Here is a 13865-nt window from a genome sequence, read left to right on the forward strand (position 1 = left end):
TCATTCCCTCCGCAGCAGGTTGAGGCGTCGATCGGCGGGGATCGACGGCATGTTCAAAACGTGGGCCACGGCTCTGGCCGGATCGAGGCGGACATAGTTGGCCTGCCCCCATTGGTATTCGTCACCCGTTATCTCGTCGCGCACCCAGAACCGGTCGTGGTCGGACATGCCCAGAGCGGCCATGTCCAGCCAGACCGTCGATTCCTCGGCGCCGAACGGGTTCAGCGTCACGACGACCAGCACGCAGTCTCCGGAGACCGGATCGAACTTGCTGTAGGCGAGCAGTGCGTCGTTGTCCACGGCGTGGAACTTGATGGTGCGCAGTTGGCTGAGTGCGGGGTGGAGCCGGCGGATCTCGTTGAGCCGGGTGAGGAAGGGCTCCAGCGATTCGCCTCGGGCCACTGCGGCGTCGAAGTCACGCGGACGCAGTTCGTACTTCTCAGAGTTCAGGTACTCCTCACTACCCTCGCGCACCGCCTGGTGCTCGAAGAGTTCGTAACCGCTGTACACGCCCCACGTCGAACTCATCGTGGCTGCCATCACCGCACGAATGGCGAACATGCCCGGCCCGCCGTACTGCAAACTCTCGTGCAGGATGTCCGGCGTGTTGGGCCACAGGCTCTGCCGCGCATAGTCGGCATGCTCGGCGATCTGCTCACCGAACTCGATGAGTTCCCACTTGGCCGTCCGCCACGTGAAATACGTGTATGACTGCGTATACCCAAGTTTCGCGAGACCGAAAAGGCGGGCCGGCCTGGTGAACGCCTCGGCGAGGAACAGCACGTCGGGATCGGAGTTCTTGACCTCGCCGATCAGCCACGCCCAGAAGTTCGGCGGCTTGGTGTGTGGGTTGTCGACGCGGAACACCTTCACCCCGTGCGACACCCAGAACCGCACCACGCGCAGCACCTCGGCGTAGATGCCCGCCGGGTCGTTGTCGAAGTTGATCGGATAGATGTCCTGATACTTCTTCGGCGGGTTCTCGGCGTAGGCGATGGTGCCGTCGGGCAGCACGGTGAACCACTCGGGGTGGTCCCTGGCCCACGGGTGGTCCGGCGCGCACTGCAGCGCGAGGTCGAGTGCGACCTCCAGGCCTTGGTCGCGGGCGGCTGCCACGAAGGCATCGAAGTCCTCGATGGTGCCCAGGTCGGGATGCACGGCGTCGTGGCCGCCGGCGGCGCTGCCGATCGCCCACGGCGACCCGACGTCGTCGGGACCCGCGGTGACGCTGTTGTTGCGGCCCTTGCGGTGCACCTCACCGATCGGGTGGATCGGCGGGAGGTACACGATGTCGAAGCCCATCCTCGCGACCCGCGGCAGCGCATTCACCGCGGTCTTGAAGGTGCCGTGCACCGGGTTCCCGTCGGCGTCCCAGCCGCCCGTCGAGCGGGGGAAGAACTCGTACCAGGCACTGGACCTGGCCAGCGGGCGGTCGACCCAGACGCCGTACTGCTCGTCACGGGTGACGAGTTCCCGCAGCGGGTAGCGGTCCAGCAGGGAGGTGACCTCCTCGGCGAGCGCCAGGCCGGCCCGCGTGAGCGGGTCACCCGGCTCGCGCAGGCGGGTCGCCGCGTCGATCAACGGGAAGCGGTCCTGGCGCGGGAGCCCGGTGGCCGCCCGCTCGAGGAGCTTCGCGCCGATCAGCAGATCGTTGTCCAGTTCGGCCTCGCCCTGGCCGGCGTCGAGCTTGGCGACGACCGCCTTGCGCCAGGTGGCGATGGGGTCGCCCCACCCGTCGACGCGGAACGTCCACAGACCCACGGCGTCGGGCACGAACTGGCCGTAGAAGACGTCGGGCTCCTCACCCGTGCGCATCGGCAGGTTCTGCGGCTTGACCCTGGGCGCGGGGTTGACCACGTCCTCGATCGGTACGGGTTCGGCCTCGGTGGGCCGAATGCCTGCCGGCGGCGTGGCCAGCTGAGGGTAGGACGTGCCGTGGTAGCGGACGACGAGCGTGGCCGCGACGACGTCGTGCCCCTCCCGCCACACCGTGGCCCGAACCGGCACCACCTCTCCGACCACGGTCTTCGCCGGATACCGTCCACCCGAAACCACGGGCGCGACGTCATCGATCCCGATACGACCGGCCACCACCGAACTCCTCACATTGGCGCGACGCGTAATGGCCGCGCGGTGTCATCTGTTTCGTTTCAGCCTCGTCGCGCTCTATACCCACCGTAGTGTCCGACTCAACCCCTCGCGCGTGACCAGTAGTTCAGCTCGCAGTGGCTAACGGCGATCAGCAGTAAGGTGAGATCGCGTGAAAGCACTTCGTCGGTTCACCGTCCGTGCCCACCTCCCGCAGCGTCTCGAGGCGCTCGAGCGACTGTCGGTCAACCTGCGCTGGTCGTGGGACAAACCCACCCAGGACCTGTTCGCGAGCATCGATCCCGAACTGTGGAGCCACGTCGAAGCGGACCCCGTGGCGCTGCTGGGAGCGGTCAGCCCCAAGCGGCTCGACGAACTCGCGGTCGACGACTCCTTCCTGAACCGGCTCGACCACTTGGCGGCCGATCTCGACGACTACCTGCAGCGGCCCATGTGGTACCAGGAGCGGATCGCCGCCGGTGAGGAGCTACCGACCGGAATCGCCTACTTCTCCATGGAGTTCGGCGTCGCGGAGGTGCTGCCGAACTACTCCGGCGGGCTGGGCATCCTGGCCGGCGACCATCTGAAGTCGGCGTCGGACCTCGGTTTGCCGCTCATCGCGGTGGGCCTGTACTACCGGTCCGGCTACTTCCGGCAGTCGCTGACCGCCGACGGCTGGCAGCACGAGAACTATCCGTCGCTGGATCCGCAGGGGTTGCCGCTGCGGCTGCTGACCGATGAGGTCGGGGAGCCCGTCCTGGTACGCCTGGCGATGCCCGACTCGGCGGAACTCAACGCACGCGTGTGGATCGCCCAGGTCGGTCGAATCCCGTTGCTGCTATTGGATTCCGACACCCCCGAGACCGACCACGAGCTGCGCGGCGTCACCGACCGGCTCTACGGCGGTGACCAGGAGCACCGGATCCAGCAGGAGATCCTGGCCGGCATCGGTGGCGTCCGGGCGATCCGCGCGTTCACGCGGGTGGAGAGTCTGCCCGAACCGCAGGTGTTCCACATGAACGAGGGGCACGCCGGATTCCTGGGCATCGAGCGAATCCGTGAACTCGTCACCGACGGTGGCCTGGACTTCGACACCGCGCTGGCGGTGGTGCGCTCCTCGACGGTGTTCACCACGCACACCCCCGTGCCCGCGGGCATCGACCGGTTCCCGGTCGACCTGGTGGAGCAGTACTTCGGCGCTGAATCCGGAGAGCCGTCGGGCGCGGATTCCGAACTGCTGCCTGGTCTTCCGCTGGACCGCATCGTCGCATTCGGCGCGGAGGACGATCCGTCGAAGTTCAACATGGCGCACATGGGTTTGCGGCTGGCGCAACGCGCCAACGGCGTATCGCTGCTGCACGGCCGGGTCAGCCGGGGCATGTTCAACGAGCTGTGGAACGGCTTCGACACCGAGGAGGTGCCGATCGGGTCCATCACGAACGGTGTGCATGCCCCCACGTGGGCGGCCCCGCAGTGGGTGCAGCTGGGGCGTGAGCTGATCGGCAGCGACGATCTCGGGTCGTTGAGCGAACCCGATACGTGGCAGCGGCTGCAGCAGGTCGACCCCGGTCACCTGTGGTGGATCCGCTGCGAGTTGCGCAAGCTGCTGATCGACGACGTCCGCGCGCGGTTGCGCAAGTCCTGCCTCGAACGCGGCGCCTCCGATGCCGAACTCGGTTGGATCGCAAGCGCATTCGACCCCGACGTGCTGACCATCGGATTCGCTCGCCGGGTGCCGACCTACAAGCGCCTGACGCTCATGCTGCGCGACCCCGACCGACTCGAGCAGCTGTTGCTCGACGAGGCGCGGCCCGTCCAGCTGATCGTGGCTGGCAAGTCGCACCCGGCGGACGACGGGGGCAAGGCGCTGATCCAGCAGGTGGTGCGCTTCGCCGACCGGCCCGACGTGCGGCACCGGATCGCGTTCCTGCCCGACTACGACATGTCGATGGCGCGGCTTCTGTACTGGGGATGCGACGTGTGGCTCAACAATCCGTTGCGCCCCTTGGAGGCCTGCGGCACCTCGGGCATGAAGAGCGCGCTCAACGGCGGGCTCAACCTGTCGATCCGCGACGGGTGGTGGGACGAGTGGTACGACGGCGAGAACGGTTGGGAGATCCCGACCGCCGATGGCCTGGCCGACGAGACGCGCCGCGACGACCTCGAGGCGGCCGCCCTGTACGACCTGATCGCCAACTCGGTCACCACCAAGTTCTACGACCGCGACGCCCAGGGCGTCCCCACCCGCTGGGTCGAGATGGTGCGGCACACGTTGCAGTCGCTCGGGCCCAAGGTGCTGGCGTCTCGGATGGTGCGGGACTACACCGAGCAGTACTACGCACCGGCGGCCCGATCGCTGCACCGGACGATCGAGGCGGTCGACGGCGTGCCGTTCGGCGCGGCCCGCGACCTCGCGGCGTACCGCCGGCGTGCCGAGGAGGCGTGGCCCAGGATCCAGATCACCGACGTCGACAGCTACGGCCTGCCGGATACTCCGCTGCTCGGTTCGGAACTGACGTTGACCGCGACGGTGGACCTCGCAGGCCTCGCGCCCGACGAGGTGGTGGTCGAAGCGGTGATCGGCCGCGTGGACACCACCGACGCACTGCTCGAGCCCACCACCGTGCAGATGGCGCACGCCGGGCCCGGCGACGGCGGTAGCGAGACCTTCTCGACGACGACGCCGCTGCCCGTGGCCGGGCCGGTCGGTTACACGGTGCGGGTGCTGCCACACCACCCGTTGCTGGCCGCCGCCGACGAGCTGGGGCTCGTCACGCTCGCGTGAGCGGCATCCTCGAGGTCCCCGTCGACGGGGGGCCGTACGCACTGACCGCCGGTCCCGACGGTGCGATGTGGGTGACGCTGGTGCACGGCGGCGCGATCGCGCGGGTGGCGCCCGACGGCGACCTGCGCGTGCATCCGGTGGCCGACGGCAGCCGACCGTCGCTGATCACGCGCGGCGGCGACGGTGCGCTGTGGTTCACCCGCTCGGGCGACGACCGGATCGGGCGCATCACCACCGACGGTGAGCAGTCGTCCGTCGAATTGGCAAGCGGCAGCGCGCCATTCGGGATCGCGGTGGGTCCCGACGGCGCGCTGTGGTTCACCACGATGACGGCAGGCACGGTCGGCAGGCTGGGCGACGACGGCACCGTGGACGAGTGGCCGGTGGGCGGCATGCCGTCGATGATCACGACCGGCCCCGACGGGGCACTGTGGTTCACGATGAATAAGGCCAACTCCATCGGCAGGCTCGACACCGGCGGCACGCTGACCAAGCGCGAGGTGCCGACCCGCGGGTCAGGACCCGTCGGCATCACCGCCACCCACGACGACACGGTGTGGTTCACGGCGGTATTGGCCGACAAGATCGGCCGCATTCCGATGGACGAGGCGATCCAGGAACTCGACTTGCCCGGCAAGCCGCACGCCGTGGTCGCCGACCCGATGGGCGGTGTCTGGGTCAGCCTGTGGGGTGCCGACCAGGTGGCGCGGGTGAGTGCCGATGGGGAGGTCGTGACGATCGACCTGCCCGCGGGCAGCGAGCCCCACGGGATGGCGATCGGGCCCGACGGCGCGCTGTGGGTCGCGCTCGAAGCCGGGTACGTTCTGCGGCTGCCGACCAACTGAGTGGGTTTCCCCAACCCGGCACCGCGGAAGTGCTGAGGCGATATAAGTTCCGAAGGTCACCAACAACAGGGGGTCCTTCGTGCTCTTTCGTCGTCTTGCCGTCGTGGCATCGGTCGCCGCGATCGGTGGGCTGAGCCTGCCGCTGGCCGGCGCCGAGCCGGGCCCGGTCGTCGAGCCGGTCGGCGCCGAGGTGGCGCCGACGCCCGACGCGGGCCGCGTGGTGTCACCTCCGCCGCAGGTCCTCGAGTCCCCGGACGGCTGGAAGCTGGTGCTGGGGGCCAAGGACGAGACGCAGGTCATCAGCGCTCCGCTGACCACCGCCCTCTCCTCCCGTGAATACGTCGTCGGCGGCACCTACGAGGGGTCCCTCGAGGGACCCGACGACGGTGAGGGCACCCGCGGCACCATCGAGGTGGGCTACCAGATCGGGTGCGGCATCGACATGAGCACCTCCAACGGCGTCTCGCTCACCGGCACCGTGGGCCTGAACCCGTCCCTGGGCATCCTGGGCACCGAGGTGATCTCACCGCTGCCCGACGGCATCCTGCCGGGTATCGGCGGCAACATCGGCGGCGGTATCACGGTGGGTCTGAAGCCGGGCATCATCAACGTCGTCCCGGTCACCAAGAAGGAGTTCGACGGTGCCGCGCCGTGGGTCATGATCAGTAACTTCCACGTCAAGATCGACGGGTGCGTCGGCGAGTCGTTCCTACGGTCGTACGCGTTCCTCACCCGCTCGACCAAGATGTCCGACGCGATCGTCGCGTACTACGGCGAGACCAAGACCGTCTAGCGACCGTCTAGTCGAAGCGCTTGAAGCAGCGGTCGGCGTCACCGAGTACGCCGACGCGGAACGCGTCGATGCGCGAGAACCCGGACGGCACGGTGTCGCCGTTGACGTCGCTGGCGACCAACCCGTTCAGCAGGATGCCCGACACCGCCTCGTCGACGTCACCCGCCGTGATCGCGATGGTGTTGCCGTCGGGCGTGGTGACGCTGTCGGTCATCTTCGCCGTCGCCACCCCGGTCAGACAGGCAGTGCGCAGGGCGGCCTCGGCGTCGTCGAGCGCGACACCGCCGTGCTCACGCTGGACGGCCTGCATGTACCGCGACACCAGAATCGAATACGCGGTGTTGTCACCGCTGGCCAGCCCGCTGCCGTCGTCTTCATCCGACGGCATGCCGATCTCCGCCAGCTGCGGAAGGTCGACGACGATCGTGTTCGACGAGGGGCAGTAGGACACCGGCGGGTGCGTTCGCGCGTCCGTGCAGTCGACGGCGTCGAAGGTCAGCGCAGGCGGGTCGGCAGGTGCGAACAGCGTGCCCATCGCGTCGACCACCGAACGCACCGAGTCCTCGGTGACCGGCAGTTCACCGGTCTCGTCGCCGGGTAGGAGCACCGGGAGGTCGCCGCGGCGCTGCTCGATCTCCTCGGAGTCGATGCCCGCGCACGACGCCGGTCCGTCGGTGAAGCCGAACTGGAAGGCCGACACCCGCTCGAAGGCAGACCCGTGCTCGTCGGCGCCGGCCTCCGGGTCGTCCTCGTTGAGCAGCGGGTCGCGGAACGCGATCATCGCTGCCAGCAGGTTGTTGAGGCCTTCGCTGGTGCTGAGCGTGAACCTCGGCGAATTGCCCTCGGCGACCCAGCGCATGTACGAGCCCGCGAGGCAGTCGGCCTGCTGCTCGCCGACCAGCGTCGGGGTGGACGGACCGACCAGGTCCGCCTGGTGCTGCACCGCGTGGCCGTATTCGTGGGCAAGCACCATCGCGACCGCCATGTCGCCGTTGGCGCTGTGCAGCGACGGCAGCAGCTCACCGCGGTCCCAGCCGATGGTCTCATCGTCGAAGCAGTAGCCGGCATTGACCAGACCGAAGGTGTCGGATCCGCAGAACGCGCCGTCGAATTCTTCGCTGTCCCATGAGTGCACCTCGGAGACCGGGGTGAACTCACCGCCGAAGGCGTCACCGTAGGCCGACGCCCAGAACTCCTCGACGTCGCTGACCGCTTGAACGCCGAGTTCGTCGATCTCGCTGCCGTCGGTTCCCAGCACCTCGCGCGACGGTGCGGCCGCGTCGTCGCGCAGCCCGGTGGGGCCGTCGGTGGCTGCCATGCCCGCGACGCTGAACGGATCGCTGAATACCGACACCGGCCTGCCCTGCAGTGTCGTCGTCGCGCACGCGGAGATCAGTAGGGCCGCACACGCGATCACCGTCGTGGACATCGGGTGCCACCGGCTCATCGAGGCTGCCTTTCGCTTGCCTTGCGGCCGGCGGCACGCACGTGGAAGTCGATCGTGATGATAGTGATCGAGTGCACCGCACACCGGGTGAATCCTCGCCGTCGGTCAGGACCTCAGGCGTTCGAGCGCCGCCCGCACCCGCGCGCCGTCCGTCGTCGACCAGAACGGCGGTAGCGACGCCCGCAGGTAGCCGGCGTAACGGGCCGTGGCCATGCGGGAGTCGAGGACGGCGACCACGCCGCGGTCGTCGACGCTGCGCAGCAGTCGCCCGGCGCCCTGGGCCAGTAGCAGCGCGGCATGGCTTGCCGCCACCGCCATGAAGCCGTTGCCGCCGCGGGCGGCGATGGCGCGCTGCCTGGCGGTGATCAGCGGGTCGTCGGGTCGGGGGAACGGGATGCGGTCGATGATGACCAGCGTCAGCGACGAACCGGGTACGTCGACGCCCTGCCACAGCGACAACGTGCCGAACAGCGAGGTCTCGTCATCGGCGGCGAATTGGCGCACCAGCGCGGAGGTCGTGTCCTCGCCCTGGCACAGCACCGGGGTGTCGAGTCGCTCGCGCATCACCTCGGCGGTGGCACGCGCGGCGCGCATCGACGAGAACAGCCCGAGGGTGCGTCCACCCGCGGCCGCGACCAGTGCCTCGATCTCGTCGAGCTGCTCGGCCGATCCCGCGCTGTCGCGGCCGGGCGGGGGAAGGTGCGCGGCGACGTAGAGGATGCCCGACTTCCCGTGCGCGAACGGCGATCCCACGTCGAGCCCACGCCAGGGCGCACCGTCGTCGTCGTCGCCGAACTTCAGCCCCCAGGACCGGGCCATCGCGTCGAACGTGCCGCCGACCGTGAGGGTCGCCGAGGTGAGGATCGCGGTCTGCTGGTCGAAGATGCGGTTGCGCAGCAGGCCCGCCACCGACAGCGGTGCGACTCGCAGGACGACCCTGACCTGACCGCGAATCTCCTCCCGATCCAGCCACACCACGTCGGTGCGGTCCGGGATGGCCGGGCCGTAGGACGTCAGGATCCGCGTCGCGGTGTCGCTGAGGTCGGTCAGGGCAGTCACCGCCTCGGTGCGCGCCGAGGCGGCCTTGGGGTCGCTGGGCGCCGTGTCGATGGCCGAACGCACCTTGTCGGCGGAGTCCCGCAGCACCGTCAGGTAGGTCGCCATCTCCTCGTCGAGGCTGTCCTTGCGGCCCGGCTCCTCGTCGTGCAGTGCGGAGGTGAACGTGGCAATCGCCGCTTCGAGTCGTTGCGCCATCTCGGGTTCGACGAGGCGCGCCGCGCGCCGCAGTGCGATGCCGAGGGAGGTGGCCGAGAGTTCGGCGGTGGCCACGCTGGTCACCCGGTCGACGAGTTCGTGCGCCTCGTCGACGACGATCACGTCGTGCTCTGGCAGCACGTTGACGTCGGAGATCGCATTGATCGCCAGCAGGGCGTGGTTGGTGACCACGACGTCGGCGGTGCCCGCCTTGGCCCGCGCCTTCTCGGCGAAGCATTCGGTGCCGTAGGTGCAACGGGTGGCGCCGATGCACTCGCGCGCCGAAACGCTCACCTGACCCCAGGACCTGTCGGGGACGCCGGGCGCGAGTTCGTCGCGGTCCCCGGTCTCGGTGTCCGACGACCACTCGGCGAGGCGCTTGACGTCGCGACCGAGCTGCGTCGACGCCACGGCATCGAACAATTCCTCCTGCGGCCGGTCGTCCGGCTCGGCGGTGGATCCGCCGTTTATCTTGTTGAGGCACAAGTAGTTTCCGCGTCCCTTGAGAAGCGCGAACTCGGGACGGCGCGGGAGTTCGGGAGCCAGCGCGTCGGCCAGGCGCGGCAGATCGCGATCGACGAGCTGGCGCTGCAGTGCGATCGTCGCGGTCGAGACGACGACCGGGTGGTTCGCCTCGAGAGCGTGAGAGATCGCAGGCACGAGGTAGGCCAGTGACTTGCCGGTGCCGGTGCCCGCCTGCACGGCGAGGTGCTCGCCGGTGCTGAACGCGCGCTCGACCGCTTGGGCCATCTCGACCTGACCGGTGCGTTCGGCGCCGCCCAGCGCGGTGACGGCCGCAGCGAGCAGTTCGGTCACGCGGCCTGAGTCGGAGCCCTTGGGCATCGGGGTCACATGCCCTCGGGGGCGACCATGCGGGTCGGGATGGCCGGCTCGCCACCGGAGAGCTTCAGCCCGTCCCACGGCAGGCTCACCAGGCCTGCGGCGACCCGCGTGCGTGCGGCATCCAGCGAGAAGTCCGCGACGGCGTCACCGCCGCGGACCATCGGCACCGCGAGTTCACGCGCCAGAAGCCCCTCGGGTACCGACGGCGCGCGTCCGGCGGGGTGGACGACCTCTTCGACGACGGTGCCCGACGGCTTGGCCAGCCGCAGCGCCTGCTTGCCGCCGCCGTGGGACTCCTTGTGGCTGCTCCGCTTGGCGACGGGGATGCCGTCGACCTCGACCAGCTTGTAGACCATGCCCGCCGTCGGCGCGCCCGAGCCGGTGACCACGGACGTGCCGACGCCGTAGGAATCGACCGGTTCGGCACGCAGCGCGGCGATCGCGAACTCGTCGAGGTCGCTGGACACCACGATCTTCGTGCCCGTCGCGCCGAGCCCGTCGAGCTGGTCGCGGACCTGGCGGACCAGCACGCCGAGTTCTCCGGAGTCGATGCGGACGGCGCCGAGTTCGGGACCGGCGACCGCGACCGCGTTGGCAACGCCGGTGGCGATGTCGTAGGTGTCGACGAGCAGCGTGGTGCCGACGCCGAGGGCGTCGACCTGGGCTGCGAACGCCGCCTTCTCGTCCGTTCCGCTCGCCGACGCGTGCAGCAGCGTGAAGGCGTGGGCGCTGGTGCCCATCGTGGGGACGCCGTGGCGCTGCTCGGCCGCGAGGTTCGACGACCCGGAGAAACCGGCGAGGTAGGCGGCGCGGGCCGCGGCCACCGCGGCTTCCTCGTGGGTACGGCGGGACCCCATTTCGATCAGCGGTCTGCCCTCGGCGGCGCTCACCATGCGGGCCGCGGCCGAGGCGATGGCACTGTCGTGGTTGAGGATCGACAGGGCCAGCGTCTCGAGCACGACGCACTCGGCGAAGGTGCCCCGCACCGACAGCACGGGGGAGCCGGGGAAGTACAGCTCGCCCTCGGGGTAGCCGTCGACGTCGCCGCCGAACCGGTAGTCCGCGAGGTAGGCCAGCGTGTCGGGATCGAGGAAGTCGTCGAGCAGGCTCAGCGCGGCGTCGTCGAACGTGAACTGCGACAAGGCTTCCACCAGGCGTGCGGTACCCGCGACGACGCCGTACCGGCGTCCGTCGGGCAGCCTGCGGGCGAAGACCTCGAAGGTGGTCCGGCGGTGCGCGGTCCCGTTGCGAAGTGCCGCGGCGAGCATCGTGAGTTCGTACTTGTCGGTGAACATCGCCGTCGACGAGGTAGCCACACGCCCAACCGTAGCCGCTGGTACTCCAGCGTCGGGCAGCCAGATCTGATCCCCGGGTCGCTGCGCTCCTGCCCGCCGACAGCCACTCGCTATCCTAGGCGGCATGGTTACCCCAGCACGGACCCGTCCGGGTACCCGTGAGGAGCGATCGGCCGACGCCGTCGCAGCCGAGGACACCGCCACCGACGCACCCTGGGTGACGATCGTGTGGGACGACCCGGTCAACCTGATGTCCTACGTCACCTACGTCTTCCAGAAGCTGTTCGGCTACAGCGAGCCGCACGCCAACAAGTTGATGATGCAGGTGCACGAAGAGGGCAAGGCGGTCGTGTCGGCAGGCAGCCGCGAATCGATGGAGGCAGACGTGTCCAAGTTGCATGCCGCTGGACTGTGGGCCTCCATGCAGCAGGACCGCTGAGGCCGGCGGGTGCGCAAGTGGAAACGGGTCGAGACCGCTGACGGACCCCGGTACCGATCGTCGCTCGCGGCGCACGAGGCGGCACTGGTGCGCAACCTCGTCTCGTCGTTGATCGAGATGCTCGCCGACCGCGAATCCGATTCGCCCACCGACGAACTCGAAGAACTCACCGGGATGAAGACGGGCAACTCGAAGCCGCCAGAGGACGACACGATGCGGCGGCTGCTGCCGGACTTCTACCGCCCCGCGACCGAGCATCCCGCGGGCTCGCGCACCGCGGAGAGCCTGAACGCAGCGCTGCGCAGCCTGCACGAGCCGGCGATCATCGACGCGAAACGCCAAGCCGCGCAGCGACTGCTGGACACGCTGCCGTCCGCAGGCGGGAAGTTCGAGCTGACCGAGGACGACGCGCACTGCTGGGCCAGCGCGGTCAACGACGTCCGGCTGGCACTGGGGACCATGCTCGAGATCGGCGCCGACGGGCCAGACCGGCTGCCCGCCGAGCACCCGATGGCCGGGCACCTCGACGTCTACCAGTGGCTGACGGTGTTGCAGGAGTATCTGGTGCTGGGACTGATGAACTCGTCGCACCGATGAGCGACCGACGATGACCGGTTCGGAGTTCGGCTCGATCACCGACGTCGCGGGCATCATGGTCGGCCACCACGACCGGCTCGACGACGACGCCACGCTCGGTTCCGGCTGGGCCACCGGCACCACCGTGGTGCTCACTCCGCCGGGAACCGTCGGCGCCGTCGACGTGCGCGGCGGTGCGCCCGGTACCCGGGAGACCGATCTGCTCCACCCGTCCAACAGCGTGCGCTACGTGGACGCGGTGATGCTGACCGGTGGCAGCGCGTTCGGACTGGCCGCGGCAGACGGCGTCATGCAGTGGCTCGAGACCCGCGAGCGGGGTGTCGCCCTCGACGGCGGTCTGGTGCCGATCGTGCCCGCGGCGGTGATCTTCGACCTGCCGGTCGGCGGCTGGCAGTGCAGGCCGATCGCCGAGTTCGGCCGGCGCGCCGCCGAGGCCGCGGGGCCGTCCGTCGCGGTCGGGACCGTGGGGGCTGGGGTCGGCGCCCGCGCAGGCGCGCTCAAGGGTGGGCTCGGCACGGCGTCGATGCGGCTCGACGACATCGGCGTCACCGTCGGTGCGATCGTCGCGGTGAACTCGGCGGGCAACGTCGCCGATCCACGCACGGGCCTGCCGTGGATGGTCGAGTACGCGCGCGAGTTCGGTCTCGTTCCGCCGCCGCCGGAGGAGATCGAGGCGTTCCGCGAGCGCGACGCCGAGCTGTCGCCGTTCAACACGACGATCGCCGTCGTCGCGACCGACGCGCTGCTGAGCCCGGCCGCATGTCACCGGATGGCCGTGGCCGCGCAGGACGGGCTCGCCCGCACGATCCGGCCGGTGCACACGCCACTCGACGGTGACTCGGTGTTCGCGCTGGCGACCGGTGCCATCGAGGTGGAGCCCGCGAGCGACACCCCGGCCGCGATGTCGCCGGAGACCAAGCTGACCGCCGCCGTCGGCGCCGCGGCGGCCGACTGTCTGGCCCGCGCGGTCATGGTCGGCGTGCTCGCCGCCGAGGCGGTGGCAGGAATACCCACCTACCGTGACATGTTGCCCGGAGCGTTCGGCGAGTGAAGGGGAAGTGACCGGTGCTGGTGATCCGTAGCGATCTGGTGGACGCCATGGTGGCCCATGCCCGCGCCGACCACCCCGACGAGGCCTGCGGGATCGTCGCCGGGCCCGACGGCTCGGACCGGCCCGAACGGTTCGTCGCCATGCTCAACGCCGAGCGGTCGCCGACCTTCTACCGCTTCGACTCCGGAGAGCAGCTCAAGGTGTGGCGTGCGATGGACGAGGCCGACGAGGTGCCCGTGGTCATCTACCACTCGCACACCGGCACCGAGGCGTACCCCAGCCGCACCGACATCTCGTTCGCCTCCGAACCCGACGCGCACTACGTGCTGATCTCCACCCGTGACCCCGAGGTTCACGAACTTCGCAGCTACCGCATCGTCGAGGGCGTCGTCACCGAAGAGCCCGTCACGGTCGTCGCCCAGTACTGA

The 13865-nt window shown here is 69.5% G+C and carries 11 protein-coding genes; 7 read left to right on the forward strand and 4 right to left on the reverse strand.

Annotation, left to right across the window (positions count from 1 at the left end; translation table 11 throughout):
* Window positions 1–2091 carry an alpha-1,4-glucan--maltose-1-phosphate maltosyltransferase gene (locus LOK44_RS27255; RefSeq protein WP_237573217.1) on the reverse strand — a complete coding sequence of 697 codons (2091 nt, stop codon included), beginning with the start codon at window positions 2089–2091 and terminating at the stop codon, window positions 1–3.
* A 169-nt stretch (window positions 2092–2260) separates the two neighbouring features.
* Between LOK44_RS27255 and glgP the strand changes: the two genes are divergently transcribed.
* The 3 genes from glgP (at window position 2261) to LOK44_RS27270 (ending at window position 6511) form a co-directional block, all read left to right on the forward strand.
* Window positions 2261–4873 carry an alpha-glucan family phosphorylase gene (gene glgP / locus LOK44_RS27260; RefSeq protein ID WP_237573218.1) on the forward strand — a complete coding sequence of 871 codons (2613 nt, stop codon included), beginning with the start codon at window positions 2261–2263 and terminating at the stop codon, window positions 4871–4873.
* Window positions 4870–5718 (forward strand): Vgb family protein, encoded by an 849-nt coding sequence (locus tag LOK44_RS27265; RefSeq protein WP_237573219.1) that lies wholly within the window; start codon window positions 4870–4872, stop codon window positions 5716–5718. Before glgP ends, LOK44_RS27265 begins: the two co-directional genes overlap by 4 nt.
* Window positions 5719–5797: 79 nt before the next feature.
* Window positions 5798–6511: an MspA family porin gene (locus LOK44_RS27270; RefSeq protein WP_237573220.1), complete on the forward strand. Its 714-nt coding sequence runs from the start codon at window positions 5798–5800 to the stop codon at window positions 6509–6511.
* 7 nt (window positions 6512–6518) lie between these two features.
* Here LOK44_RS27270 and LOK44_RS27275 read toward each other — a convergent pair whose 3' ends face one another.
* From LOK44_RS27275 to LOK44_RS27285, 3 genes are all read right to left on the reverse strand, one after another.
* On the reverse strand, window positions 6519–7958 hold the full coding sequence (locus tag LOK44_RS27275) for a neutral zinc metallopeptidase (protein WP_237573221.1): 1440 nt from the start codon (window positions 7956–7958) through the stop codon (window positions 6519–6521).
* A 105-nt stretch (window positions 7959–8063) separates the two neighbouring features.
* Window positions 8064–10055 carry an ATP-dependent DNA helicase gene (locus LOK44_RS27280; protein ID WP_237573222.1) on the reverse strand — a complete coding sequence of 664 codons (1992 nt, stop codon included), beginning with the start codon at window positions 10053–10055 and terminating at the stop codon, window positions 8064–8066.
* 5 nt (window positions 10056–10060) lie between these two features.
* On the reverse strand, window positions 10061–11371 hold the full coding sequence (locus LOK44_RS27285) for a nicotinate phosphoribosyltransferase (RefSeq protein WP_308192805.1): 1311 nt from the start codon (window positions 11369–11371) through the stop codon (window positions 10061–10063).
* Between the two features lie 103 nt (window positions 11372–11474).
* Between LOK44_RS27285 and clpS the strand changes: the two genes are divergently transcribed.
* From clpS to LOK44_RS27305, 4 genes are read left to right on the forward strand one after another with little or no spacing between them, the layout of a single operon-like run.
* A complete protein-coding gene (gene clpS, locus LOK44_RS27290; protein ID WP_163924129.1) occupies window positions 11475–11789 on the forward strand; it encodes an ATP-dependent Clp protease adapter ClpS in 315 nt (104 codons plus the stop codon).
* Window positions 11790–11798: 9 nt separating this feature from the next.
* Entirely contained in the window at window positions 11799–12386 is a 588-nt protein-coding gene (aosR, locus tag LOK44_RS27295; protein ID WP_237573223.1) for an oxidative stress transcriptional regulator AosR, read from the forward strand.
* Window positions 12387–12396: 10 nt separating this feature from the next.
* Window positions 12397–13437, forward strand: coding sequence for a P1 family peptidase (locus LOK44_RS27300; RefSeq protein WP_237573224.1), 1041 nt, complete (start codon window positions 12397–12399; stop codon window positions 13435–13437).
* Window positions 13438–13451: 14 nt separating this feature from the next.
* On the forward strand, window positions 13452–13865 hold the full coding sequence (locus tag LOK44_RS27305) for a M67 family metallopeptidase (RefSeq protein WP_308192806.1): 414 nt from the start codon (window positions 13452–13454) through the stop codon (window positions 13863–13865).

Origin of the sequence: Mycolicibacterium lacusdiani, from assembly GCF_021916785.1 — a bacterium.
Taxonomy (GTDB): domain Bacteria; phylum Actinomycetota; class Actinomycetes; order Mycobacteriales; family Mycobacteriaceae; genus Mycobacterium; species Mycobacterium lacusdiani.

Excerpts from the sequence above, each read along its gene's own strand:
- LOK44_RS27300 (WP_237573224.1), top strand. The coding sequence starts at position 12,397 with ATGACCGGTTCGGAGTTCGGCTCGATCACCGACGTCGCGGGCATCATG.
- LOK44_RS27275 (WP_237573221.1), bottom strand. The coding sequence starts at position 7,958 with ATGAGCCGGTGGCACCCGATGTCCACGACGGTGATCGCGTGTGCGGCC.
- clpS (WP_163924129.1), top strand. The coding sequence starts at position 11,475 with ATGGTTACCCCAGCACGGACCCGTCCGGGTACCCGTGAGGAGCGATCG.
- LOK44_RS27280 (WP_237573222.1), bottom strand. The coding sequence starts at position 10,055 with ATGCCCAAGGGCTCCGACTCAGGCCGCGTGACCGAACTGCTCGCTGCG.